Raw genomic sequence first — 23726 nt, forward strand, 5'->3', positions numbered from 1 at the left:
CAGCATAAGGAGACTCTGGTACCCCCTTGGAAAGGGTCGCAGGCTCGACCACGTGACCGAAACCATCACTTCAGCCATCACGTCCCGTCCCGTCCGCACGGCTTCCCCGGCGCCCCCCGCGCTCGGCGGCCTCGGACTCTTCACGGTGCTGCTGGCCGCGGCACTCCCCCTCGTCGACTTCTTCATCGTCAACGTCGCCCTGCCCACCATCGGCACGGACCTCTCCGCGAGCGAGGCGGTCCTGGAACTCGTCGTCGCCGGGTACGGGGTGGCGTACGCCGTCCTGCTGGTCCTCGGCGGCCGGCTCGGCGACCTCTTCGGCCGCCGCCGCCTGTTCCTGGGCGGCATGGCGGCCTTCGGGCTGACCTCGCTGGCCTGCGGTCTCGCGCCGGACGCCTGGACGCTGGTGGCGGCCCGGGTGGCGCAGGGCGCCGCGGCCGCCGCGATGCTGCCGCAGGTGCTGGCGACCATCCAGGCGACCACCTCCGGTCCCCGGCGCGCGAAGGCCATGGGCCTGTACGGGGCGACGGCCGGCCTGTCGATGGTGGCCGGACAGATCCTGGGCGGCGTCCTGGTGGCCGCCGACATCGCGGGCACCGGCTGGCGTTCCGTCTTCCTGGTGAACGTCCCGGTCGTCCTCGTGGGCCTGTTCCTCGCCGCCCGCGCGGTCCCGGAGACCCGCTCCGCGCACCCCGAGCCGGTGGACGTCCCCGGCACCTTCCTGCTGGCCGCCTCGATCCTGACCCTGCTGGTCCCGCTCACCGAGGGCCGGGCGGCGGGCTGGCCGCTGTGGACCTGGCTGTCGCTGGCGGCGTTCCCGTTCGTGGCGGCGGCGTTCTTCGCGGTGGAGCGCCGGGCGGACCGCACGGGCCGTACGCCGCTGGTCCCGCCGAGCCTGTTCGCGATCGTGTCGCTGCGCCGCGGCCTGCTGCTCATCGTGCCGTTCTCGATCGGCTTCAGCGGCTTCATGTTCGTCATCGCGGTGGCCCTGCAGCAGGGCGCGGGCCTGGGCCCGGTGGCCGCGGGTCTGGCCCTGGCCCCGCTCGCGGTGGTGTTCTTCCTCTTCTCCCTCGCCGGTCCCCGGCTGGTCGCCCGCTACGGCACCCGCGTGGTGCCCACCGGCGCCGCCCTCCAGGGGCTGGGCCTGGTCCTGATGATGCTGGCCGCGTGGCGTTCCTGGCCCGACCTCGGCGTGGTCGAACTCCTGCCGGGCGCGGCGGTCGCGGGGGCGGGCCAGGCGCTCCAGCTCCCGGTCGTCCTGCGGCTGGTCCTCTCGGAGGTGCCCGCCGAACGGGCCGGCGTGGGCAGTGGTGTCATGGTCACCACCCAGCAGTCGTCGCTGGCCCTGGGCGTGGCCACCCTGGGCACGCTGTTCCTGTCGCTGACCCCGGGCATGGGCATGCGGGACGCCCTGGTGACGACGCTGCTGGTCCAGTGCGCGGGGGTGGTCCTGACCGGCCTGCTGAGCCTGCGCCTCCCCCGGACGATCGTCTGACGACCGCCCGATCCACACGGCCCACATCGGTTACTTGGTCCAGACCTCTTGACGAAAGGTCTGGACCAACTCACTGTCATGCCTACGACACAAGTCGACTCTCCCTCACCGAACCCCCACCGGGAGGCCCGGCATGATCCGCCGCACGATCCGTCTACTGGCCGCCGCACTGGCGGCCACCGTTCTCGTCCCCCTGGGCGCCGCCACCGCGTCCGCCGCCCCCACCGGCACCGCCCCCGCCCCGGCCGCCGACACCTGCGCCCTGAAGTCCAAGCCCGCCGGCAAGGTCCTCCAGGGCTACTGGGAGAACTGGGACGGCGCCGCCAACGGCGTCCACCCGCCCTTCGGCTGGACCCCGATCACCAACCCCCAGATCGCCGCCCACGGTTACAACGTCCTGAACGCGGCCTTCCCGGTGATCCTCTCCGACGGGACGGCCCGGTGGGAGGACGGCATGGACGCGGGCGTGAAGGTGGCGACGCCCGCCGAGATGTGCGCGGCCAAGGCGTCCGGGCAGACGCTCCTGCTCTCCATCGGCGGCGCGACGGCCGGCATCGACCTCAACTCGACCGCGGTCGCGGACCGTTTCGTCGAGACGATCGTCCCGATCCTGAAGAAGTACAACTTCGACGGCATCGACATCGACATCGAGACCGGCCTGACCGGCAGCGGCAACGTCAACCAGCTCTCCACGTCCCAGGCCAACCTGATCCGCATCATCGACGGCGTACTGGCCCGCATGCCCGCGGGCTTCGGCCTCACCATGGCCCCGGAGACGGCGTACGTCACCGGCGGCAGCGTCGTCTACGGCTCGATCTGGGGCGCGTACCTGCCGATCATCAAGAAGTACGCGGACAACGGCCGCCTGTGGTGGCTGAACATGCAGTACTACAACGGCAGCATGTACGGCTGTTCCGGCGACTCCTACGCGGCCGGCACCGTGCAGGGCTTCACCGCCCAGACCGACTGCCTGAACAAGGGCCTGGTCATCCAGGGCACGACGATCCGGGTGCCCTACGACAAACAGGTCCCGGGCCTGCCCGCCCAGCCCGGCGCGGGCGGCGGCTACCTGTCACCGTCCCTGGTCGCCCAGGCCTGGAACCACTACAACGGCTCCCTCAAGGGCCTGATGACCTGGTCCCTCAACTGGGACGGCTCAAAGAACTGGACCTTCGGCAACAACGTGAAGTCCCTCCAGGGCCGCTGACGCAAAAACGCCCACCCACCAGCCGACCGAGTCGGGTGGTGGGTGGGCACAGGCCCGGGGGTCCAGGGGGCAGAGCCCCCTGGTACGGCAACCGGAACCGAGGTTCAGCAGCCAACCAGCCGAGAAGCGAGGTACCCCTCGATCTGGTCGAGAGACACCCGCTCCTGCTTCATCGTGTCCCGCTCACGAACAGTCACCGCATTGTCGTCCAGCGTGTCGAAGTCGACGGTCACACAGAACGGCGTCCCGATCTCGTCCTGACGCCGGTACCGGCGCCCGATCGCCCCCGCGTCGTCGAACTCGATGTTCCAGTGCTGCCGCAGCGCCTGCGCCAGCCCCTTCGCCTTCGGCGACAGGTCGGGGTTGCGGGACAGCGGCAGCACGGCGACCTTCACCGGCGACAGCCGCGGGTCGAGCCGCAGCACGGTCCGCTTCTCCAGCTTGCCCTTGGCGTTCGGCGCCTCGTCCTCGATGTACGCGTCGAGCAGGAAGGCGAGCATCGCGCGCCCGACACCGGCGGCCGGCTCGATGACGTACGGCGTCCAGCGCTCCTGGGCCTCCTGGTCGTAGTAGGAGAGGTCCTGGCCGGAGGCCTTGGCGTGCGAGGAGAGGTCGTAGTCGGTCCGGTTGGCGACACCCTCCAGCTCGCCCCACTCACTGCCGCCGAACTGGAAGCGGTACTCGATGTCGGCGGTGCGCTTGGAGTAGTGGGAGAGCTTCTCGGCGGGGTGCTCGTACCACCGCATGTTCTCCTCGCGCAGGCCGAGACCGGTGTACCAGTTCCAGCGCTGCTCCATCCAGTATTCCTGCCACTTCTCGTCCTCGCCCGGCTTGACGAAGAACTCCATCTCCATCTGCTCGAACTCGCGGGTGCGGAAGATGAAGTTGCCGGGCGTGATCTCGTTGCGGAAGGACTTGCCCATCTGGGCGATGCCGAACGGCGGCTTGCGGCGCGAAGTGGTCTGCACCTGGGCGAAGTTGGTGAAGATGCCCTGCGCGGTCTCGGGCCGCAGGTAGGCGACGGAGCCGCTGTCCTGGGTCGGGCCGAGGTGGGTGGAGAGCAGACCGGAGAACTGCTTGGGCTCGGTGAAGGTGCCCTTGTTGCCGCAGTTGGGGCAGTTGAGGTCGGCCAGGCCGTTCTCGGGGGCGTGGCCCTTCTTCTCCTCGTACGCCTCCTCCAGGTGGTCCGCGCGGAACCGCTTGTGGCAGGAGGTGCACTCGGTCAGCGGGTCCGTGAAGGTGGCGACGTGACCGGAGGCCACCCAGACCTCGGGGGCCAGGATCACGGAGGAGTCGAGACCGACGACGTCCTCGCGCGAGGTGACCATGTAGCGCCACCACTGGCGCTTGAGGTTCTCCTTGAGCTCGACACCCAGCGGACCGTAGTCCCAGGCGGCGCGCTGACCACCGTAGATCTCACTGCACGGGAATACGAAGCCACGGCGCTTGCTCAGGCTGACGATGGTGTCGATCTTGTCGGCGGCCACGGTGCTCTCTTCATTACGACGACGGGCGACGAAGCGAGGATGCTTCCAGAGAATGCTTCAGGTTACCGGCGTGGGCCGCCCCACGGCCAAATCGGGGCCTCCCATCTGCGGCATCGCACGCTTGTTGACAACGGTTTCCATATTTGTTGAAAATGGGTGTCATGAACGTACGACGACGCCGCATATCCGGCATAGCAGTCACCGCGGCCACCGCCCTCGGCCTCGGGACCCTCTCCGCCTGCTCCAGCGACAGCTCGGCGGCGGGCAATACCGACAAGTTCGACGTCGTCGCGTCCTTCTACCCCATGGAGTACCTCGCCGAGCAGATCGGCGGGGACCATGTGAACGTCACCACGCTCACCGAGCCCGGCCAGGAGCCGCACGACCTGGAGCTGAGCGCCAAGCAGACCGCCCAGATGGGCGAGGCGGACGCGGTGCTCTACCTCAAGTCCCTCCAGCCCGCCGTGGACGAGGCCATCGGCCAGTCCGACGTGAAGACGAAGATCGACGCCGCCTCGCTGACGAAGCTGGAGGACCACGGCACCGTCGAGCACGACCACGGCCACGGCGGCGAGGAGCACGCGGACGAGCACGCCGAGGAGGAGCACGCCGAGGGCGGGGAGCACGCGCTCGACCCGCACGTCTGGCTGGACCCGGTGAAGTACGCCGAGATCGCCGAGGGCGTCGCCAAGTCCTTCGAGAAGGCCGACCCGGATCACGCGGACGACTACCGCAAGAACGCCGAGGCGCTGGCGAAGAAGCTGAGCGGCCTGGACACGGCGTACAAGGACGGCCTGAAGAACACCGCCACCAAGGTCTTCTTCACCAACCACGCCGCCTTCGGCTACCTCGCCGAGCGCTACGGACTCACCCAGGAGGCCATCAACGGCCTCGACCCGGAGAGCGAGCCCAGCCCCGCCCGGATCAAGGAGCTCCAGCAGGAGGCCAGGGCCGACGGCGTGACCACCGTCTTCTACGAGACACTGGTGTCCGACAAGACCGCGAAGACCCTCGCCAAGGACGCGGGCCTGAAGACGGACGTCCTCGATCCGCTGGAGGGCATCACCGACAAGTCCAAGGGCGAGGACTACGTCGGGGTCATGGAGTCCAACCTCAAGGCGCTGGAAACCGCCCTCGGCGCCAAGTAAGCCGTACCACCCCGTACCACCCGCAGTTCGATCGTTACGGAGGACATCGTGAGCGACGAGTCCGTCATATCCCTGCGCGGCGTCCGCGCCGAGCTGGGCTCGCGCCCCGTCCTGCGTGGCATCGACCTCACCGTGCGGCGCGGCCAGGTGGTCGCGCTGCTCGGCGCCAACGGCTCGGGCAAGTCCACGGCCGTGCGCACGATCATCGGCCAGGTGCCGGTCACGGACGGGGAGATCGAGCTGTTCGGCACCCCCAGGCGCCGCTTCCGCGACTGGGCGCGCGTGGGCTACGTCCCGCAGCGCACCACGGCCGCGGGCGGTGTCCCGGCCACGGTGACCGAGGTGGTCTCCTCGGGCCGGCTCTCCCGGGCCCGCTTCGGCGTCCTGCGCAAGGCCGACCACGAGGCCGTGCGCCGCGCCCTCGACCTGGTCGGCATGGCGGACCGCGCCAAGGACTCGGTGAACGCCCTCTCCGGCGGCCAGCACCAGCGGGTGCTGATCGCCCGCGCGCTCACCGCCGAACCCGAACTGCTGATCATGGACGAGCCGATGGCGGGCGTCGACCTGGCCAGCCAGGAGGTGCTCGCCGAGACGCTGCGGGCGCAGGTGGCGGCCGGCGCGACCGTCCTCCTCGTCCTGCACGAGCTGGGCCCGCTGGAGCCGCTGATCGACCGGGCCGTGGTGCTCCGCGACGGCTGCGTCCTGCACGACGGCCCGCCGCCCGAGGCCGTCGGCCAGCACGCGCTGCCCGGCCACGACCACGTCCACCCGCACGCGCCCGCGGGCGCCGAACCGATCCGCACCGGCCTGCTGAGCTGAGAAGGCGACGACCATGGAAATCCTGAACTACGCCTTCATGCAGCGGGCGCTGCTCGCGGCCGTCCTGGTGGGCATCACCGCCCCGGCCATCGGCATCTACCTGGTCCAGCGCCGCCAGGCCCTGATGGGCGACGGCATCGGCCACGTGGCGATGACCGGCGTCGGCCTCGGCTTCCTGCTCTCCTGGTCCCCGGTCTGGATGGCGACCCTGATCTCCGTCCTCGGCGCGGTCCTCATGGAGCTGATCCGCTGGTACGGCAAGACCCGCGGCGACATCGCCCTCGCCATGCTCTTCTACGGCGGCATGGCGGGCGGCGTGATGTTCATCAACCTCGCGCCGGGCGGCTCCAACGCCAACCTCACCTCGTACCTCTTCGGCTCCCTGTCGACGGTCTCCGAGTCCGACGTGACCGCGATCTGCGTGCTGGCCGCCTTCGTGGTCCTCGTCACCGTCGGCCTGCGCCGCCAGCTGTTCGCGGTCAGCCAGGACGAGGAGTTCGCCCGGGTCACCGGCCTGCCGGTACGCGCGCTGAACCTGCTGACGGCCGTCACGGCGGCGGTCACGGTGACGGTCGCGATGCGCGTCGTCGGGCTGCTGCTGGTGTCGGCGCTGATGGTGGTCCCGGTGGCCGCCGCGCAGCAGCTCACCCGCAGCTTCGCCGCCACCTTCGCGATCGCCGTCGCGCTCGGCGTCAGCGTGACCATCGGCGGCACGGTCACCTCGTACTACCAGGACGTGCCGCCCGGCGCGACGATCGTGCTGCTCACCATCGGCGCGTTCATCGTGCTGAGCGTGCTGGCCGCCCCGCTGGCCCGGCGGCGCGCGCGGGCACTCGCCGCCGCGCAACCCGCCGCCGACCCGGCGGAGTGCAAGATTCCGGCCACCAGGGGGGCCGCCGACGAGGTCGGCGTCTGACCGCGGGTGAGCCGGGCTGGCACAATGGCCCGGCAAGCCGCGAAGACGTGAGGAGGAATCCGGTGACCACCGCTGGACCGCCCGTGAAGGGCCGCGCCACCCGGCAGCGGGCTGCCGTGTCGGCCGCCCTCCAGGAGGTCGAGGAGTTCCGCAGCGCGCAGGAGCTCCACGACATGCTAAAGCACAAGGGCGACGCGGTCGGGCTCACCACGGTCTACCGCACCCTCCAGTCCCTCGCCGACGCCGGCGAGGTCGACGTCCTGCGCACCGCCGAGGGCGAGTCCGTCTACCGCCGCTGCTCCACCGGCGACCACCACCACCACCTGGTCTGCCGCGCCTGCGGCAAGGCCGTCGAGGTGGAGGGCCCCGCAGTGGAGAAGTGGGCCGAGGCCATCGCGGCGGAGCACGGCTACGTCAACGTCGCGCACACGGTGGAGATCTTCGGCACCTGCGCCGACTGTGCGGTGGCCTCCGGCGGTTGAGCGGGCAGGGCCGGGGCTGCGCCCCGGGCCCCCTATTTCGGCCTGAACGGCCTCGTCCTCAAACGCCGGACGGGCTGAATTTGCCACCCGGGGCTTACTGGGTACTGCGGCCCTCCATGGCGAGCAGTTCCTCGTTGGGGATGGCGCCGCCGAAGCGGCGGTCGCGGGAGGCGAACTCCAGGCAGGCCCGCCACAGGTCGCGCCGGTCGAAGTCGGGCCACAGGACGTCCTGGAAGACCATCTCGGCGTACGCGCTCTGCCAGATCAGGTAGTTCGACGTCCGCTGCTCCCCGCTCGGCCGCAGGAACAGGTCCACGTCCGGCATGTCCGGGTAGTACAGGTACTTCGCGAGCGTCTTCTCGTTCACCTTCGACGGATCGAGCTTCCCCGCCCGTACGTCCTCGGCGAGGGCCTGCGCCGCGTCGGCGATCTCGGCCCGCCCGCCGTAGTTCATGCAGAAGTACAGCGTGAGCCGGTCGTTGTCCTTGGTCTGCTCCTGCGCGACCTGGAGCTCCTTGGCCACCGACTTCCACAGCCTGGGCATCCGCCCCGCCCAGCGCACCCGCACCCCCAGCTCGTCGAGGGTGTCGCGGGACTTGCGGATGAAGTCGCGGTTGAAGTTCATCAGGAACCGCACCTCCTCCGGCGAGCGCTTCCAGTTCTCGGTGGAGAAGGCGTACAGGGAGATGTTCCCGACGCCCATCTCGATCGCGCCCTGGAGCACGTCCATGACCTGCTCGGCACCGACCTTGTGCCCCTCGGTGCGCGGCAGCCCGCGCTCCTTGGCCCAGCGTCCGTTGCCGTCCATGACGATCGCCACATGCTCCGGAACCAGCTCGCCGAGCTTCGGGGGCCGCGCACCGGACGGGTGCGGCTCCGGCGTCCTGTACTCCCGGCGCTGCCGCCCCAGAATCCCGCGTACGGCCATCTCAGTTCTCTCCTACTTCTCGACGTACCGCAGGGAGCGCAGTCCCCGCTCCAGGTGCCAGTGCAGGTAGGCGGAGACCAGTCCGCTCCCCTCCCGCACGTACCGCGGTTCGGCCGCGTCCGCCGTGCCCCAGTCTCCCGCGAGCAGCGCCCCGAGCAGTTCCAGTGCCTGCGGCGAGGGTACGACGCTGCCCGGCACCCGGCAGTCGACGCAGACGGAGCCGCCCGAGCCGACCGAGAAGAACCGGTTCGGACCGGGCAGGCCGCACTTCGCGCAGTCCCCGAAGGTCGGCGCGTACCCGTTCACGGCCAGCGAGCGCAGCAGGAACGCGTCGAGCACCAGGTTCGGCGCGTGCTCGCCCCGGGCGAGGGTCCTGAGCGCGCCGACCAGCAGCAGGTACTGCTGCACCGCCGGCTCGCCCTCGTGGTCGGTGAACCGCTCGGCCGTCTCCAGCATGGCGGTCCCCGCGGTGTACCGACCGTAGTCGGTGACGATCCCGCCACCGTACGGAGCGATCGTCTCGCTCTGCGTGCACAGCGGCAGCCCGCGCCCGACCAGCTCGCTGCCCTTCGAGAAGAACTGGACGTCCACGTGCGAGAACGGCTCCAGCCGGGCGCCGAACTTCGACTTCGTGCGCCGCACCCCGCGCGCCACGGCGCGTACCCGCCCGTGACCGCGCGTGAGCATGGTGATGATCCGGTCCGCCTCACCCAGCTTCTGGGTGCGCAGCACGATGCCGTCGTCGCGGAACAGACTCATGCCGCCCATTCTCGCGCATGCTTCAAGGGACCTCGCCACGGCTCCGGGCGTTGGTGTACGCCGTCGCCGCGCGCAGCCGCTCGGACGGGGTGGCGTGGCGTACGTCACCCGGCTCGGCGTCCCACTCCCGCCCGCCGCCGTACGGCCGCATCTGCACGTACGGCCCCTCGTGCCCCATGACGATCCCGACCCGTCCGCTGCGGGTGTCCACGGCGTAGACCCCGACGGGCGGCGTCGTCGTCATCGCAGCACCGCCGCGAGGCGCCGCGCGGTCTCCACGGAACACCGGCCCAATTCGACCAGCGGGCAGGGTGCCTCCCGCGCGAGACTCACCGGGTCGAGCCCGAGTGACGGCAGAATAATTCCTGCCTCCGCGAGCGCCGCGCGCAATTCCTTCACCGTGTCCTCCGCTCCTTCGACGCAGAGCGCCGAGTGCCGTGCCTCCATCGCGTTCCCTTCCTTTTACGGTTTCACTCTTCGTGTCCCCAGAATGCCGCGACGTGCCTACACTCGGCAGGAGTATGTGCACTACAAGTGCGGGTCAGCGCAGGGGGGTTGGTTATGGCCAATGGTTCACGGCAGGCCGCGTGGGAGTTCTTCGGAACGGAACTGAAACGACGGCGGGAGGACGCCGGAATCACCCAAGTAGAGCTGGGCGCCCGGGTATTCGTGTCCGGCGGCTACATCGGCCAGTTCGAACAGGCAATTCGCAAACCACAGTTGGACCTGGCCCAGCGGATCGACGAGGCACTACAAACCGACGGTATTTTCGAGCGACTGTGCCGGAAGCTGATTGATGATCCGCGGTATGCGGATTACTTCACCCACGTGGTGGAGTTGGAGCGGCTGGCCACGCGGATCTGCGAGTTCGCACCGACGGTCGTCCCGGGCCTGCTCCAGACCGCGGACTACGCCCGCGCGGTCACCATCGCCGCGAACCCCTTCAAGCCGGACTCCTACGTCGAGGAGATCGTCGCGGCCCGCCTGGAGCGGTCGCTGATCCTGGACGACGCTACAAGGCCCGAGTATTGGGTGACGCTGCACGAGAACGTGCTGCGGATTCCGGTGGGCGGTCCGCAGACGATGGCGGCACAACTGGAGCACGTCACACGGCTGATGCGGGAGCGCGCGGCGGTGGTGACGGTCCTGTCGTTCGGGGCGGGGGCGCATGCGGCGATGAACGGATCTTTGAAGCTGATGGAGTTCGAGGACGCGCCCCAGGTCACCTACACAGAGACGTCGTTTTCGGGAACGCTGGTGGACGCACCGGCCGTGGTGAAGCGGGCGCAGCGCGCATACGATCTGCTCAGGGTCGCCGCGCTGTCGCCGGAGGCGTCCCTGGCCCTGATCGACTCGGCGGCGGAGGACTTCAGACGATGCGCGAGTACGACCTGACCGACGCCCGCTGGACGAAGAGCAGCTACAGCAACGGTGAGGGCGGCGACTGCCTCGAAGTCGCGCAAGACTTCCCCGGCGCCGCCCGCTGGCGCAAGAGCACCTACAGCAACGGCCAAGGCGGCGACTGCCTCGAGGTCGCGCAAGACTTCCCCGGCGCCGCCCGCTGGCGCAAGAGCACCTACAGCAACGGCGACGGCGGCAACTGCCTCGAAGTCACCGACGGAGTCCCCGGCGTCGTACCTGTCCGGGACAGCAAAGTGACCGGCGGTCCCGTGGTCGTCGTCGGGGCGGCGGCCTGGACGGAGTTCGTCCGCACCGTTGTTCAGTCCTGCGTACCGAGTGTCTGAACAACTGGTCCGGCGCTTGAGTGAACCCCATGTTCACGCGCCGATCCGCCCTCGCCCTGTCCGCAGCCGTCGCGACGGTCCTGACGCTGTCCGCCTGCGGCGGCGATGACGGGCAGGCGGCCGACGACCGGAAACCGACCCGGGCCGCTTCCTCCGCCCCGGCGGACTCGGCGCAGCCGTCGGAGGCCGCCTCCTCCGACAAGCCCGCGACCCCGGCGGAGCTGTTGCCGGCCTACCGGGTCGTCTACGGCATGAGCAGCTCCCCGATGTGCAGCCACGTCGCCTGGGACGACCCCGGTTGCGGAGAGGACCTCGCCGCCGCCGGGAAACTCGCCGGTGCCCTGGCCGAGAGCATCAGGCGGGACTTCCCCGACGGTCAGTACACCGACGTCGAGGACTCCGCGGAGCAGGTGGTGAAGGCGGTCAGCACCGTCCGCAAGCTCGGTTGCTACCGGATGGGTTCCACACCGCCCAAGACCGACTCGGCCACACTGCGGGAGCTGTGCCCGTCGATGAGCACCATCGCCTCCCTTGCCTGGCTCAACTTCGAGAGCAACGTGACCCTCCCCTAGGTGATCACCTGCGTGTTCTGGCAGGCGGTCAGCAGCCAGCGGCCGTCGTCCTGCTTGGTCATCACGTACAGCGGAGCACCCTCGCTCTCGTCGTCCGGCGACAGGTAGCGCTGACGCACCTTGACCGCCGCGACATCGGGGCGGATGAAGAGCACATGGACCACCTCGTAGCTGACCTTGCCGTCCCAGCCGGCCGCGGGGAGTACCTTCCGCGTGAACTCCGAGATCGCTTCGAGGCCGATGAGAACCTTGCCGTGGGCCGTCGTCCAGACGGCGTCGGGGTGGAAGAGGGCGAGGAATTCGTCGGGGTCCCTGTGCTGCTGGGAGTGCTCGACGGCGGCAACGACCTGCTTGACGGCTTCGATCTCGGCGGCGTGCGCCGTGGAATCCGTGTTCATGCCGACGATGGTGCTACCTCAAGTACGGTTGAGATCAAGAGAGGTGACCGGCCCGCGCGGCGCTCTCCCTAGGGGGCAACCCCCCGCACATCTCGGGTGGTTGCCCGGATGTAGCGGCCCCCCGGCTTCCGCGAGGCTCGTCGCATGACGCAGCGCAAGCGAAGCAGAAGCATCCGCAACGCCGCCATCGTCGGCGTGTCCACCGCCCTCCTCGGCGTCACCGCGCCGGTGACCGCCTCCGCGGCGGGCGGGAGCACACCCGACGCCCTCACCTGGTCCGCCTGCCGGGGCGCCGGTCTCGACCCCCGGCAGGAGTGCGCCACTCTCGACGTGCCGATGGACTACGCCGACCCCGGCGGCCCCCGCATCGAGATGGCCGTCTCCCGCATCCCCGCCGAGCAGCCGGGCGCCCGGCGCGGGGCCCTGGTGCTCATCGCCGGCGGGCCGGGCGGGTCGAGCCTGAACGACCCCTCGGGGAAGGGGCGGAAGCTGCCCCAGGAGGTCCGCGACACCCACGACCTGATCGGGTTCGCGCCGCGCGGGCTCGCCCCGTCCACGCGCGCCGACTGCGGGCTGGAGTACGGCGACCTCGCCACCTCGAAACTCCGGCCCTGGCCCGCCCCGGACGGCTCCATCGACGCGAACCTCGACACCGCCCGGCGCATGTCCGACGCCTGCGCGCGCAACGGCGGTGAGCTGATCAAGCACCTCAGCACCGCCAACGAGGCCCGCGACATCGACCGCCTCCGGGCCGCGCTGGGCGAGCGGCGGATCTCCGCGTGGGGTGTGTCGTACGGGACGTATGTCGGAGCCGTGTACGCCCAGTTGTTCCCGCACCGCACCGACCGGATCGTGCTGGACAGCGTCGACAACCCCGACCCGAGGCGGGTCAACCGCGGCTGGCTCGCGGCGCACGAGCAGGGCGTCGAGGACACCTTCCCGCACTTCGCCGCGTGGGCGTCGGAGCCCGGCAATCCCGACCGCGTGGCGGACCGGGCCGCCGACGTACGGCCGATGTTCCTGCGCCTCGCCGCCCGGCTCGACCGCGAGCCCCTCCCGTGGCCCGGTGCCAATCCCGAGGAGCTGAACGGCAACGTGCTGCGCCAGACCATGCTGGACAGCTTCGCCGCCCCCAGCCGCTACCCGACGCTCGCCCGGCTGATGCGGGCCGCGGCCGAGGGCACCGTGCCGCCCGCGCCCCAGGCGCCGCCCGAGGCGGTGTTGCAGAACGTGGCCGCCGTCGGCGCCGGTGTGCTGTGCAACGACGTCGCCTGGCCGCGCTCGGCGGCCTCGTACGAGAAGGACGTCGCGGAGAGCCGCGCCGCGTACCCGCTCACCGCCGGGATGCCCCGCAACGCGATGCTCTGCGCGGCCTGGCCGTATCCGCCGCGCGAGGCGCCGGTGCGGATCACCGACCGGGGGCCGTCCAACGTGCTGCTCGTCCAGAACGAGCGGGACGTCAACACCCCGCTCTCCGGCGCGCTGCGGATGCGGGAAGCCCTCGGCCGCCGCGCCGTCATGGTGACCGTGGACTCCACCGGGCACGACGCCTACCTGGCCCACGGCAACGCCTGCGGGGACGCGACGGTCTCCCGGTTCCTGGGGACCGGGCAGCGGCCGGGGGCGGACGTCTACTGCCGCTGATCCGCACCCGGCGTGACCAGGCCCGACTCGTAGGCCACGATGACCAGTTGGGCCCGGTCCCGCGCCTCCAGCTTGCCCATGATGCGGCTGACGTGGGTCTTCGCGGTGAGCGGGCTCAGGCCCAGGGTGTCGGCGATCTCCGTGTTGGTCAGGCCCCGGGCCACCAGGGTGAGGACCTGGCGTTCCCGGTCCGAGAGGCAGTCGGGGCCGGACCCGGGCGGGTGGAGGACCGAGGGGCTGCGCAGGAAGCGCTCGATCAGGCGGGCCGTCGGACCGGGCGAGAGGAGGGCGTCGCCCGCCGTCACCGTGCGGATGGCGTCCAGCAGGTCGGCGGGCCTGGTGTCCTTGACCAGGAACCCGGAGGCGCCCGCGCGCAGCGCCTCGACGATGTTCTCGTCGGTGTCGTAGGTGGTGAGCACCAGCACCTTCACGCCCGCCAGGTCCTCGTCGGCGGCGATCAGCCGGGTGGCCTCGATGCCGTCCAGGTCGGGCATGCGTACGTCCATGACGACGAGGTCGGCGCGTGAGGCGCGGGCCAGTTCCACGGCCTGGCGGCCGGTACCGGCCTCGCCGACGACCTCCATGTCGGGGGCCGACGCCACCAGCAGGGCGAACGCCGCGCGGACGAGGTTCTGGTCGTCCGCCAGCAGCACGCGTATCGTCATCCGGCTCTCTCCGAGGTGATCGTCGTGGTCGTCGTCGGGGGCGTGGCGGGGGTCGGCAGGACGGCCGTCACCTCGAAGCCGTCGGCGTCCTCGCGCGGTCCGGCGTCGAGTGTGCCACCCACGCTGCGGGCCCGCTCCCGCATGCCGACGAGGCCGAAGCCGGGTGTGCCGGCCGGGTCGGGTCCGGTGCCGTCGTCGGTGACGGACAGGCGCAGGGCGCCCGGCCCGGCGCGCACCTCGACGCGGACGGACGGCTTCGGCCCCGCGTGCCGCACGGCGTTGGTCAGCGCCTCCTGCGTGATGCGGTAGACGGCGGCACCGACCGCGGGCGGGACGTCGTCGGCGGTCACCGACAGGTCCACGTGCGCTCCGGCGAGCCGGGCGCTCTCCGCCAGGTCGGACAGGCCGTGCAGGCCGGGCAGCGGGCCGCGGGCGTCGGGGACGCCGGTGGTGTCCTGGGTCCTGAGCACTTCGAGGGTGGTGCGCAGTTCGCCGCGCGCCGAGCGGCAGGTCTCGGCGATGTCGTCGAGGGCCTTGGCGACCGCCGCCCGGTCCAGGCGCTCGGGGTCGGCGGTCAGGACGTGGGCGGCGACCGAGGTCTGCACGCCGATGAGGGTGATGCTGTGCGCCAGCAGGTCGTGCAGGTCCCGGGCGACGCGCAGGCGTTCCTCGGCGACGCGGCGCCGGGCCTCCTCCTCGCGGGTGCGTTCGGCGCGTTCGGCGCGCTCCACGATGGAGGCGACGTACTGGCGGTAGTAGCGGACGTCGATGCCGCAGAAGAGGATGGCGATGACCCAGCCCGAGATGCGGATCAGTTCGACGGCCTGGTGGGTGTTGACGGTGAGCATGATGCTCACCGACGCGGTGAGGACCACGGTGCCGGTGACGATGGTGCGCAGCGGGCGGCCGGTGACGGCCAGCGTGTAGAGCGCCACGTAGGAGGCGGGGCCCGCCGCGGTGTGGTTGTTCTCCATCGCGTGGTACGGCCCGACCACGGCGAACAGCACCGCCAGCGCCAGCAGCGGATGGCGCCGCCGCCACACGATCGGGATGTGCGCGGCGACCAGCAGCGTCCAGCCCAGGGCGTCCGGGCGGCGGCCCTCGTCGGTGAACAGCGCCAGGCAGACGGCCCCGAGGAGGAGGACTCCCGCGAGCACGGCGTCGTTGCGGGTGCCGTGCGGGGCGGTGAGCGGGTCGCGGTTGACGACGGCGATGATCCGCTCGCCGACCCGGGGGCGGGACGTTGCCTCGGTGGGTGCCTGCACGCGTCCATCCTCCGCGACGGGCGCGCCCCTCCGGGAGGGGAGGGGCGCGTTCCGGTGGCTGGGCGCCTCAGACACCGGCGGGTTCCCGGATGTCGTCCGGCGCGGAACGTCCGGGCTCCCGGGACAGCCGCCCCGGCCACCACACCCGGCGCCGCAGCGCGACGCTCGCGCTGGTGACCAGGTAGGTGCGGACGAGGAAGGTGTCGAGCAGGACGCCGACCGCGATGACGAAGCCCAGCTCGACCAACTGCACCATCGGCATGCTGGTGAGCACGGCGAAGGTGGCCGCGAGGACCAGCCCGGCCGAGGCGATGACACCGCCGGTGGTGCGCAGCGCGGCGAGGGCGGCCTCGGTGGGTTCGGCGCCGTTGAGGGACTCCTCGCGCATCCGGTGCATCAGGAAGATGCCGTAGTCGACGCCGAGGGCGACCAGGAAGACGAAGGAGAGCAGGCCGAGCCCGGGGTCGGTGCCCTCGAAACCGAAGAGGGGACCGAAGACGAGCCCGCCGATGCCGAGGGCCGCGCCCCACACGGCGACGACCGCGGCGACCAGGATCAGCGGCGCGACCAGCGAGCGCAGCAGCACCGTGAGGATCAGCAGGACCGAGAGCAGCACGATCGGTACGACGAGGGCGGTGTCCCGGGCGTTGGTGTCCTCCAGGTCGATCTGCTGGGCGCTGGGGCCGCCGACGTAGGAGCCGTCGAGTCTGTCGCGCAGCGACTCGATGGTGGCGGTCTCGGCGGCCGACTGGGGCGGCGCGGAGGCCAGTACGGTCAGCTCGGTCCACCCGCCGCCGCTGCGCCCGGCCTCGACGCTCTCGACGCCCTTGGTCGCGCGGATCTCGGTGAGCGCGGCCTCGGCGCGGTCGGTGGGGCTGATGACACTGATCGGCTGGGTGCCGGACTCCGGGTAGGCGTCGGCGAGGGTCTCCATCGCGGCGATCGCGTCGGGGCGGCTGGTGAAGGAGTCCTCCTGCTTGAGGGTGCCGGGCAGGGCGAACGCGCCCAGCGCGAGCGCGCCGAGCAGGACGGCGCCGCCCACCAGGACGGTGCGGGGCCGGCGTTCGGCGGAGCCGCCCATCGCGGCGAACAGCGACCTGCGGGCCTTGGGGGTGCTGCCGTAGCGGGGCACCAGCGGCCAGAAGACGCGGCGGCCGAGCAGGACGAGGAGCGCGGGGAGCAGGGTCAGCATGGCGGCCAGCGCGCACAGCACGCCGACGGTGCCGAGCGGGCCCATGCCCCGGCTGGAGTTCAGGTCGGCGGCGAGCAGGCACAACAGCCCGGCGGCGACGGTCCCGGAGGAGGCGAGCACGGCGGGCCCGCAGCCGCGCAGGGCGGCGAGCATCGCGTCGTACGGCCGCTCCACGCGGCGCAGTTCCTCGCGGTAGCGGGAGACCAGCAGCAGCGCGTAGTCGGTGCCGACGCCGAAGACGAGGATGGTCATGATGCCGCTGCTCTGGCCGGAGACGGCGGTGCCGAACGTCTGGTTGAGGCCGTAGGCGACGCCCATGGAGAGGTAGTCGGCCATGGCGGCGACGGCCAGCGGGACGAGCCACAGGAAGGGGCTGCGGTAGATGAGGATCAGCAGGAGGGCGACCACCGCGGCGGTGGTGTAGAGCAGCGGGCCGTCCAGGGAGTTGTAGACCTCGGAGGCGTCGGTGGCGAGCGCGCCGGAGCCGCCGACCTCGACGCCGAGCCCGTCGCCCCCCTGAGCGATGTCCCGTACGTCGTTGACGAGCGCGTCCCGGGCCTCCTCGTCCGTGCCGGGCTCGGTGGAGGCCACCGGGTACATGAGGGTGGTGCCGTCCTTGGACGGGATGCCCTGCGGGCGGCCGGTCAGTTCGTGCGCGCCGGCGATCTCGGCGACCTGCTCGGCGGCGGTCCTGCGGTCGGCGGCGGTCAGTCCGGCGTCGCGGTGGTAGACGAGGACCATCTCGGTGGCCTCGCCGCCCGGCAGCCGCTCCTGGATCTCGGCGACCTGCGTCGAGTCGGCGCTCGCCGGCAGGTAGTCGACGGCGCGGTCGCGCTGCACGTCCCCGAGTTTCGCCGCGAACGGCGAGGCGATCGCCAGCACGGCGATCCAGAGTCCGAGCACCAGCCAGGGCACGGCCCGCCGCCGCCCCGCGCCTGTCGTAGTGGCCCCCATCTGACGGGCCTCCCTCCGGTGGATGTCTGGGTGGGTCTCCAGACTTCCGCCGGCGGGGCGGCGACGCGTCGGGCGTGAGGGCGAGCCTCGGGCTACTGCCCGGGGAGACGCGGGACCGTCGTTACTCCCCGGGGAGTACGGCGGCGGTCAGGTCCGGTCGACCATCCAGTTGCCGTCCTCCTCGTCGTCGACGCGCACCTCGAGTTCGCGCAGGCCCATGCCGGCGTCCCAGAGTTCCCTGAAGCGCTTGAGCCGGTCCCGTACGTAGTCCTGGCGCGCGGTGAGCCGGGTGCGGACGTTGACGTCGCGCAGGTCCTGCTCGATCTCGAACGACACCTCCTCGTCGTAGAGGATGAAGTCGTTGGTGGTGCCGCGCTGGAGGTGCGGGGGCAGTTCGGGCAGGACCGCCACGCGGACGTCGATGCGGCGCAGCTCCTGCTCCTCGCACAGCCGCAGCAGCCGGTCGTCGAGTTCGCGGGCGCTCTCCAGCAGGAACAGGCGGCGCACCGCGACGCCCTGTTCGTCGATGGCCGCCTGCTGGGCGTCGAGGTAGCGCCCGGCGGGCTCGCTGGTCCAGAACTCCCGGTCGACGGAGGTGCTGGTGGCGAGGATGGACTGCTCGGCGGCCTTGGTGAGGGTGAGCATCCAGTCGTGGTTCTCGCCGGGGCACTCGGCGCTCAGGTTGGTGAGGTCCGCCATGTGGCCGACCACCCGGGACATCTCCAGGTGGACGAAGGTGTGCAGGATGGAGGGGCTGGGCAGCAGGACGTCGGCGAAGCCCTTGGCCAGGTCGGGCACGCTGTCGATGCGGACCGGGTCCAGCCGGCGGGCGGCCTCGGCGGACCGGTGGTCGACCTGGGTGACATGCGTCTCGACCAGCTGCTTGACGTCCTCGGTGTGCCGGGTCAGGCCCGACTTCAGCTCGGTGTCGTACCGGCTGAGACCGTCGCGCACGGCGGCGGTGTTCTCGGCCAGCGCGTCCTCCACCCGCCGGGTGTGCTCCTCCAGCCGGCCCGGTGCCGGGCGCGGGGCCAGGCCGAGGACGTACTGGACGGTGAGCGCGGCGGCGGCGCAGAGCACGGCGGCCGTGAACTGCCGCAGGGTGCCGTCGTCGGGGTCGATGAGGGCCGCGACGCTCCAGAACAGGCCGCCGACGACCAGGGCGACCAGCAGCATGCGGGCCCAGGGGGACTCCCCCCTCGGGTCGATCGGGTTGGTCGTGCGGGGCGTGTCGTCGGGTCGGGGTGACTGTGCCGTGCTCATCTCGCTCTCTCCCCCCGTTGGGATACGCGTCGGATCGTGCGGGGATGTGCGTGCCGGACGGCGGGGCTCGGTCAGGGAGCCGGTTCCACCTCCCGGTGGGCTGCGGGAATGGCGTGCAGGGTCAGCTGGTCGCGGATGCGCTGCACCAGGGCCTGCCACTGCCGGGTGAAGCCGGGCTGTGCCTCCAACGGGTCCCACAGCGCGGCCAGTTCGCGGCCGACCCGGGCGCCGGGCATCCACAGGTGGAGCAGGTGGTCCACGGCCGGGCGCAGCGTCCGCACCACGGCACCGGCGTCGTGGGCGGCTCCGGCGCCGAGCCGGAGGCCGTCGAGCATCCGGACGACGGTGGTGAGCAGCCAGTCGTGCAGGGCCAGGTCGTCGCAGAGCGCGGCGATGTCGGCGCCCGTGGTGCCCTCGGGCACGCGCAGCCGTACGGTGCGCAGCTCGTCCTCGGCGAGGGTGAACCGTTCCAGCGAGGGGCCCTCGCCCGGGGCCGCGGGCAGCGCCGCCCAGCGCAGCCGGGTGGGGCGGGAGCGGAAGGGCGGGCGCTGGTCCAGCAGGGGGTGGCGCAGCACCCGGGTGAGCAGGCCGTCGGCGATGAGTCCGACGTCGAGGTCGCCGTGGCGCGGGCCGCCGAGGACGCCCTGCGCGACCGCCTCGTGCGGGAGTCTGCCGAGCGGCTCGACGACTCCGGGCCGCACCAGGTACTCGCCCCAGGGCCGCCGCTGGTCGGGGCCGGTGCCGGGCAGGCGGCAGTGCGCGGAGGTCTGTAGAACGCGGCCCTCGGTGAGCGCGGCGTGCGCGGTGACGGTGCCGACGGCGCGGACGCGGGCGCCGTTGGCGCTGGGCAGGGGGCAGTCGACGCCGGTGAGGGTCTCGGGGGAACGCGCGTAGAGACCGGGGCGCTCGGAGAGCAGGACGCGTTCGTCGGCGCGCAGGCCGAGGAGCTGGGCGGCGGACCGGATGTCGAGGGCCTGCCGGGCGGGCAGCAGGCAGGTGCGGATCTCGCCGCAGGCGAGGACGGCGGGCGGGGTGCTCTGCCGCGGCGCCATGTCAGGGCCCCGAGTAGTACACGTAGGAGATGCGGTCGGCGACCGAGTCGGGGACGGGCATGCGTTCCTTCCCGGAGCGGTCGGCGACCTGCGCCAGGGCTCCCGGGTCGACCTCGATCTGGTCGAGGATCACGCGGACGGCGTGCTCGACGGGGAGGAACCGGGTGGGCAGGACGGAGCAGGTGCGGTAGGCGGCGAAGGGGTCGGCGCGCTCGTTGAGCTTCAGCAGGGTGGGCAGCTCGTCCCAGGTGTCGGGGAAGCCGGTCGCGGTGTGCGGCTGGGGGGCGAGGACGGCCTCGCCCTCGGTGCGCAGGAGTCCGAGGCGGGCGAGCTGCCACACGGCGGCGAGGAAGGGGCAGGACCACAGGCGCTGCCCGTCGGCGTCGTCGCTCCACAGCTCGACGTCGAGGAAGACCGAGTGGCGGCGGGCCGCGGTCTCGTGCGGGGGCTGCCAGGCCGCGGCGCGCTTCATGGCCTGCGGGGCGCGGGCGACGGGGCTGCGTTCGCCGTTGGCGAGCCAGCCGGTCTGCGCGGCGGGCGGGCGCAGGCCGTAGCTGCCGGGCGGCGGCGACTCCACGATGCGGGCGGCGACCGCCTCGGCGACGGGCACCTTGCCGGTGACGGCGCAGCCGGACTCGCGGGCCAGGTAGTCGACGCCCAGCCCGGCCCGCTCGGCCTCCGCGAGGAGCATGGGGACGACCTCGGCGGGGGTGGAGAAGCGGGTGAAGTAGTCGTCGATGAGGAAGCAGGTGCTGATCCGGGCCCGCTTGCCGCCGGCCCGGGCGGTGGCGGCGGTGCGGGCCGCCTCCACCCAGGGCCGTACTTCGGCGAAGTGCGCGCGCAGCCGCTCCGGTCCGGCCTCGAAGTCCTCCATGTAGAGGTGGCCCAGCTCCACGGAGAGGTGGGCCAGCGGCACGGACTGGGTGCGCGGCTCGGCGGCGGTCTCGCGGAACACGGGCTCCGTCACAGCCGCCCCCAGTGGGTGTCGTCCGTCAGGCGCCGGGCGATCTCCTCCAGCGCCTCCAGGGTCTCCTTGTTCGCTATCTGGGTGGAGAGCACGTCCTCCTCGGTGATCAGCTGCTCCTGCCACTGGAGGATGGGTTCCAGCGGCACGATGCCGAGGACGACGCTGTCGCCGATGCGCTGTTCGGCCGCGAGCCGGCGCAGCGCCTCGTCGCACGCCTGCATCCAGGTGGCCTGGGCGGTCGAGCCCTGGGCCCACAGGGGCGACTCGGGGTCCGGCACGGCGGCCCGCACGAAGCGGATCGCGGCGCGCAGGGCGTCCTCGTCGTGGCCGCGTTCGACGCCGCCGCCGATGATGCCGTGCTCGGCGTGGACCAGGCCGGAGGCGGCGATCACGTGCTGGCGGGTCCAGCGGTGGAAGACCAGCCAGCGGAAGGGGACGTTGCGCATCCGGGGGTGGGCGGTGGCGTCGAGGACCATGTCGACGGCGTAACTGCGGCCCGCGCTGAGGTCGACGAAGGTGACGTCGAACTCGCCGTTCAGCTTGAGCAGCAGGTCGACGCAGCGCTCCAGGGCCTCCTCGCCGGTGGCGAACTCGCCGCCGCCCGCGTCGCCGGGGAACAGCACCAGGCGGCCGGACTGGTTGGGGCGGGCGCGCAGCAGGGGGTGCTCGGTCTCCCGCCAGACGTCGATGCGGACCGGTTCCGCGGTCTCGCCCTCCAGGTAGGAGTGCAGGCCGCGCTCCTCGGTGCCGCGCAGGGCGCTGGGCACGTCGAAGACGGCGGCGGCGGTGGGTGAGCCGAAGTCGAAGTCGACGTAGGCCACGTGGTCACCGGTGAGGGCGCGCTGGTAGGCCAGGTTGGCGCTGGTCACCGAGCGTCCGGTGCCTCCCTTGTCGGAGGCGGCGAAGACCAGCACGCTCACACCTCCTGGGCGGCGGCGCCCCTGGCCTGGGCCAGGGTGTCGAGTTCCTGGAGCACGGGCAGGGCCAGCGCGAAGGCGGTCGCGGGCCGTTCGTCGACCAGGCTGCGGGCGTGGTCGAGGCGGCTCTCGATGCTCCGCATGGCCCTGGCTCTGGCTCCGTCGGCGGCGGTGGACGCCTCCAGCTGCTCCCGGCCGAACAGGTGGGTAGCCTCACTGAGCAGTTCCCGGGCCAGTTCGGCCAGTTCGGGGCTGCGGATGGGCTCCTGCTCGTACAGGATGCGGGCGGCGACGAGGCATTCGGTGACGCGCTCGGTGATGCTCCAGGACAGGCGCAGTCCGGCGTCCTTGGCGTCGGGGTAGACGGCCTGGATGTTGTCCCAGAGGCCGGCCCCCTCGTCCTCGTCGATGCGCCGCTTCCACAGGTGCTCGAAGGACTGCTCGGCGAGGCGGAGCAGGCGGTCCTGGGCGCCGATGTTCCGGGAGAGTTCGGCGAGCTGGATGATCCGCTTGAGGAGCTGGGCGGAGAAGTCGGTCATCCGCCACAGGAGCTGACCGCCGGCGCGCTCGGACCCGGCGAGCGGCATGGTGACGCCGGGCGTGTGCAGCAGGAGCGTCGGGTCCCTCTTGGTCATGCGGCTGGTGACCCGGCCCCGGTCGGCGAGGCGCTCCATGATGGCGACGGTGCGGGTCAGGTCGTCGTCGGTCGCCTTCCGGCGGACCAGGTCGTGGACCAGGATGGCCGCGACGGTCAGGGAGAAGTACTCGGACTCCAGGCGCAGTCCGGTGGTCTGCCAGGGCAGGTCCTCCAGGGGCCAGCGCTCGCCGCCGAAGCGGGCGATCGCGGACCAGTACTGCTGGCTCAGCTCCCAGCGCAGGCGCAGCATCTCGGCGAGTTTCTGCTGGTCCTCGTCGAGCAGGCCGAGGGTGAGGGTGCGATCGGAGAACAGGTCCTGGATGCCGTCGAGGGCGACGACGGTGAAGTACACGTAGGGCAGCCGGTCGGCGATGCCGTCGGGCTGGCCGGGGACGTCGACGGTCAGGTCGGTGATCTTCGGGGCGTCCTTGACGATGCCCCAGGCCCAGCCGCACTCGAAGAGCTGGCTCTCGTCGCGGATGCCCTCGTCGACCTGGATGCCTCTCGACAGGCTCTCGATGATGGTGGCGCGCAGCGGGCGTAACCGGCGGGAGAACTGCTGGAGGACGATCCGGTCGGACTGTCCGCCCTGGCCGATGACCTGGATCAGCCGCTTGCCCTGCTCCGACTCGGAGTCGAAGACGTTCACCGAGAAGGACCGCAGCAGGCTGACCATCGCGGAGGTCAGCCGGGCGTTGGTGGCCTCCCGCAGCTCGGCGATGGCCTTCAGGACCTCGGGCCGGGTGGTGGTGCCCTCGTAGACCTTGAGGAAGCCGAGGGTGGCCAGGCAGAGCGTGACGGACATGGAGTAGGAGTCGACCACGCCCAGCTGGCGCTGTTCGTGGCTGACCGTGCCGCCGGGCTCGGAGGGGCGGAAGTAGTGGCCGCCGGAGAAGGTGGGGCTGTCGTCCGTGCCGGTGTGGGTGCGCATGAACTGGGTCAGCGCGGCGATCAGGTTGGGCGGGATCTCCAGCCGGCTGCCGACCCGGTCGAGGGCGCGCAGGACGTCACGTTCGGTGGTGTCCGGCTGGTCGAGCCGGAAGGCGGGGACCTCGGTGGCCGGATACAGCAGGCACAGCAGGCGTTCGGCGTCCGCGACGCTGCTCAGTCCGTCGGTATCCCCCCGGACCAGCTTGCCGTCGTCGAACGAATGACGGGCCATGGCCTGCCAGATGTCCAGCAGGTGCTGGCGTGGCTTGATCTGCATCCCCGCA

Annotated in this window: 24 protein-coding genes; 10 read left to right on the forward strand and 14 right to left on the reverse strand. The window is 71.7% G+C overall.

What is annotated here, in order from left to right; all coding sequences use genetic code 11:
- Positions 1 to 64: 64 nt before the first annotated feature.
- Together ACIRGB_RS17220 and ACIRGB_RS17225 are read left to right on the forward strand one after the other, a co-directional pair.
- Entirely contained in the window at positions 65 to 1495 is a 1431-nt protein-coding gene (locus ACIRGB_RS17220) for an MFS transporter (RefSeq protein ID WP_403866018.1), read from the forward strand.
- 133 nt (positions 1496 to 1628) lie between these two features.
- Positions 1629 to 2702 carry a chitinase gene (locus ACIRGB_RS17225; RefSeq protein WP_403865032.1) on the forward strand — a complete coding sequence of 358 codons (1074 nt, stop codon included), beginning with the start codon at positions 1629 to 1631 and terminating at the stop codon, positions 2700 to 2702.
- Positions 2703 to 2806: 104 nt separating this feature from the next.
- Here the strand turns inward: ACIRGB_RS17225 and ACIRGB_RS17230 are convergent, their stop codons facing one another.
- Complete coding sequence (locus ACIRGB_RS17230) at positions 2807 to 4189, reverse strand: glycine--tRNA ligase (RefSeq protein ID WP_161379366.1); 1383 nt, start codon at positions 4187 to 4189, stop codon at positions 2807 to 2809.
- A gap of 161 nt (positions 4190 to 4350) precedes the next feature.
- Here ACIRGB_RS17230 and ACIRGB_RS17235 point away from each other — a divergent pair, with 161 nt between their 5' ends.
- From ACIRGB_RS17235 to ACIRGB_RS17250, 4 genes are all read left to right on the forward strand, one after another.
- Positions 4351 to 5337: a zinc ABC transporter substrate-binding protein gene (locus ACIRGB_RS17235; RefSeq protein WP_403865035.1), complete on the forward strand. Its 987-nt coding sequence runs from the start codon at positions 4351 to 4353 to the stop codon at positions 5335 to 5337.
- A gap of 48 nt (positions 5338 to 5385) precedes the next feature.
- Positions 5386 to 6156 (forward strand): metal ABC transporter ATP-binding protein, encoded by a 771-nt coding sequence (locus tag ACIRGB_RS17240; RefSeq protein ID WP_403865038.1) that lies wholly within the window; start codon positions 5386 to 5388, stop codon positions 6154 to 6156.
- 13 nt (positions 6157 to 6169) lie between these two features.
- The gene (locus ACIRGB_RS17245) at positions 6170 to 7072 is read left to right on the forward strand and encodes a metal ABC transporter permease (RefSeq protein WP_403865041.1); all 903 of its coding nucleotides are present in this window, start codon (positions 6170 to 6172) and stop codon (positions 7070 to 7072) included.
- A 62-nt stretch (positions 7073 to 7134) separates the two neighbouring features.
- Positions 7135 to 7554, forward strand: a complete 420-nt coding sequence (locus ACIRGB_RS17250; RefSeq protein WP_087809450.1) for a Fur family transcriptional regulator — start codon at positions 7135 to 7137, stop codon at positions 7552 to 7554.
- Positions 7555 to 7648: 94 nt separating this feature from the next.
- Here ACIRGB_RS17250 and ACIRGB_RS17255 read toward each other — a convergent pair whose 3' ends face one another.
- Genes ACIRGB_RS17255 through ACIRGB_RS17270 form a run of 4 tightly spaced genes read right to left on the reverse strand, consistent with a single transcriptional unit; the run spans position 7649 to position 9688 of the window.
- Positions 7649 to 8482, reverse strand: coding sequence for an isoprenyl transferase (locus ACIRGB_RS17255; protein ID WP_403865044.1), 834 nt, complete (start codon positions 8480 to 8482; stop codon positions 7649 to 7651).
- 12 nt (positions 8483 to 8494) lie between these two features.
- Complete coding sequence (gene recO / locus ACIRGB_RS17260; protein ID WP_403865047.1) at positions 8495 to 9241, reverse strand: DNA repair protein RecO; 747 nt, start codon at positions 9239 to 9241, stop codon at positions 8495 to 8497.
- Between the two features lie 22 nt (positions 9242 to 9263).
- Positions 9264 to 9485 carry a hypothetical protein gene (locus tag ACIRGB_RS17265; protein WP_403865050.1) on the reverse strand — a complete coding sequence of 74 codons (222 nt, stop codon included), beginning with the start codon at positions 9483 to 9485 and terminating at the stop codon, positions 9264 to 9266.
- Entirely contained in the window at positions 9482 to 9688 is a 207-nt protein-coding gene (locus ACIRGB_RS17270) for a hypothetical protein (protein WP_403865053.1), read from the reverse strand. Before ACIRGB_RS17270 ends, ACIRGB_RS17265 begins: the two co-directional genes overlap by 4 nt.
- A 114-nt stretch (positions 9689 to 9802) precedes the next feature.
- On the opposite strand from ACIRGB_RS17270, the gene ACIRGB_RS17275 reads away from it, so the two are divergent.
- From ACIRGB_RS17275 to ACIRGB_RS17285, 3 genes are read left to right on the forward strand one after another with little or no spacing between them, the layout of a single operon-like run.
- Entirely contained in the window at positions 9803 to 10636 is an 834-nt protein-coding gene (locus ACIRGB_RS17275; protein ID WP_403865056.1) for a Scr1 family TA system antitoxin-like transcriptional regulator, read from the forward strand.
- Positions 10618 to 10986, forward strand: coding sequence for a DUF397 domain-containing protein (locus tag ACIRGB_RS17280; RefSeq protein ID WP_403865058.1), 369 nt, complete (start codon positions 10618 to 10620; stop codon positions 10984 to 10986). Before ACIRGB_RS17275 ends, ACIRGB_RS17280 begins: the two co-directional genes overlap by 19 nt.
- 29 nt (positions 10987 to 11015) lie before the next feature.
- Positions 11016 to 11558, forward strand: a complete 543-nt coding sequence (locus tag ACIRGB_RS17285) for a hypothetical protein (protein WP_403865061.1) — start codon at positions 11016 to 11018, stop codon at positions 11556 to 11558.
- Here ACIRGB_RS17285 and ACIRGB_RS17290 read toward each other — a convergent pair.
- Entirely contained in the window at positions 11555 to 11956 is a 402-nt protein-coding gene (locus ACIRGB_RS17290) for an SgcJ/EcaC family oxidoreductase (RefSeq protein WP_403865064.1), read from the reverse strand. The genes ACIRGB_RS17285 and ACIRGB_RS17290 overlap by 4 nt on opposite strands.
- 144 nt (positions 11957 to 12100) lie before the next feature.
- Between ACIRGB_RS17290 and ACIRGB_RS17295 the strand changes: the two genes are divergently transcribed.
- Positions 12101 to 13600, forward strand: a complete 1500-nt coding sequence (locus ACIRGB_RS17295) for an alpha/beta hydrolase (RefSeq protein ID WP_403865067.1) — start codon at positions 12101 to 12103, stop codon at positions 13598 to 13600.
- Here ACIRGB_RS17295 and ACIRGB_RS17300 read toward each other — a convergent pair.
- The 8 genes from ACIRGB_RS17300 to ACIRGB_RS17335 form a co-directional block, all read right to left on the reverse strand.
- Positions 13588 to 14265, reverse strand: a complete 678-nt coding sequence (locus tag ACIRGB_RS17300) for a response regulator (RefSeq protein ID WP_403865070.1) — start codon at positions 14263 to 14265, stop codon at positions 13588 to 13590. The two genes, ACIRGB_RS17295 and ACIRGB_RS17300, sit on opposite strands and share 13 nt — an antisense overlap.
- Complete coding sequence (locus ACIRGB_RS17305) at positions 14262 to 15530, reverse strand: sensor histidine kinase (protein WP_403865073.1); 1269 nt, start codon at positions 15528 to 15530, stop codon at positions 14262 to 14264. The genes ACIRGB_RS17300 and ACIRGB_RS17305 overlap by 4 nt, the downstream gene beginning before the upstream one ends.
- A 67-nt stretch (positions 15531 to 15597) precedes the next feature.
- Complete coding sequence (locus ACIRGB_RS17310) at positions 15598 to 17676, reverse strand: MMPL family transporter (RefSeq protein WP_403865076.1); 2079 nt, start codon at positions 17674 to 17676, stop codon at positions 15598 to 15600.
- A 147-nt stretch (positions 17677 to 17823) separates the two neighbouring features.
- Positions 17824 to 18939: a hypothetical protein gene (locus tag ACIRGB_RS17315; protein ID WP_403865079.1), complete on the reverse strand. Its 1116-nt coding sequence runs from the start codon at positions 18937 to 18939 to the stop codon at positions 17824 to 17826.
- Between the two features lie 71 nt (positions 18940 to 19010).
- On the reverse strand, positions 19011 to 19991 hold the full coding sequence (locus ACIRGB_RS17320; protein ID WP_403865082.1) for an SCO2521 family protein: 981 nt from the start codon (positions 19989 to 19991) through the stop codon (positions 19011 to 19013).
- Position 19992: 1 nt separating this feature from the next.
- Positions 19993 to 20958 (reverse strand): SCO2522 family protein, encoded by a 966-nt coding sequence (locus ACIRGB_RS17325; protein WP_403865084.1) that lies wholly within the window; start codon positions 20956 to 20958, stop codon positions 19993 to 19995.
- The gene (locus tag ACIRGB_RS17330; protein WP_403866021.1) at positions 20955 to 21872 is read right to left on the reverse strand and encodes an SCO2523 family variant P-loop protein; all 918 of its coding nucleotides are present in this window, start codon (positions 21870 to 21872) and stop codon (positions 20955 to 20957) included. Before ACIRGB_RS17330 ends, ACIRGB_RS17325 begins: the two co-directional genes overlap by 4 nt.
- 2 nt (positions 21873 to 21874) lie before the next feature.
- Positions 21875 to 23719 (reverse strand): SCO2524 family protein, encoded by a 1845-nt coding sequence (locus ACIRGB_RS17335; RefSeq protein WP_403865088.1) that lies wholly within the window; start codon positions 23717 to 23719, stop codon positions 21875 to 21877.
- Positions 23720 to 23726: the final 7 nt, after the last annotated feature.

The sequence above is a fragment of the Streptomyces sp. NPDC102490 genome (genome assembly GCF_044765285.1).
In the GTDB taxonomy this organism is placed as follows: Bacteria; Actinomycetota; Actinomycetes; order Streptomycetales; family Streptomycetaceae; genus Streptomyces.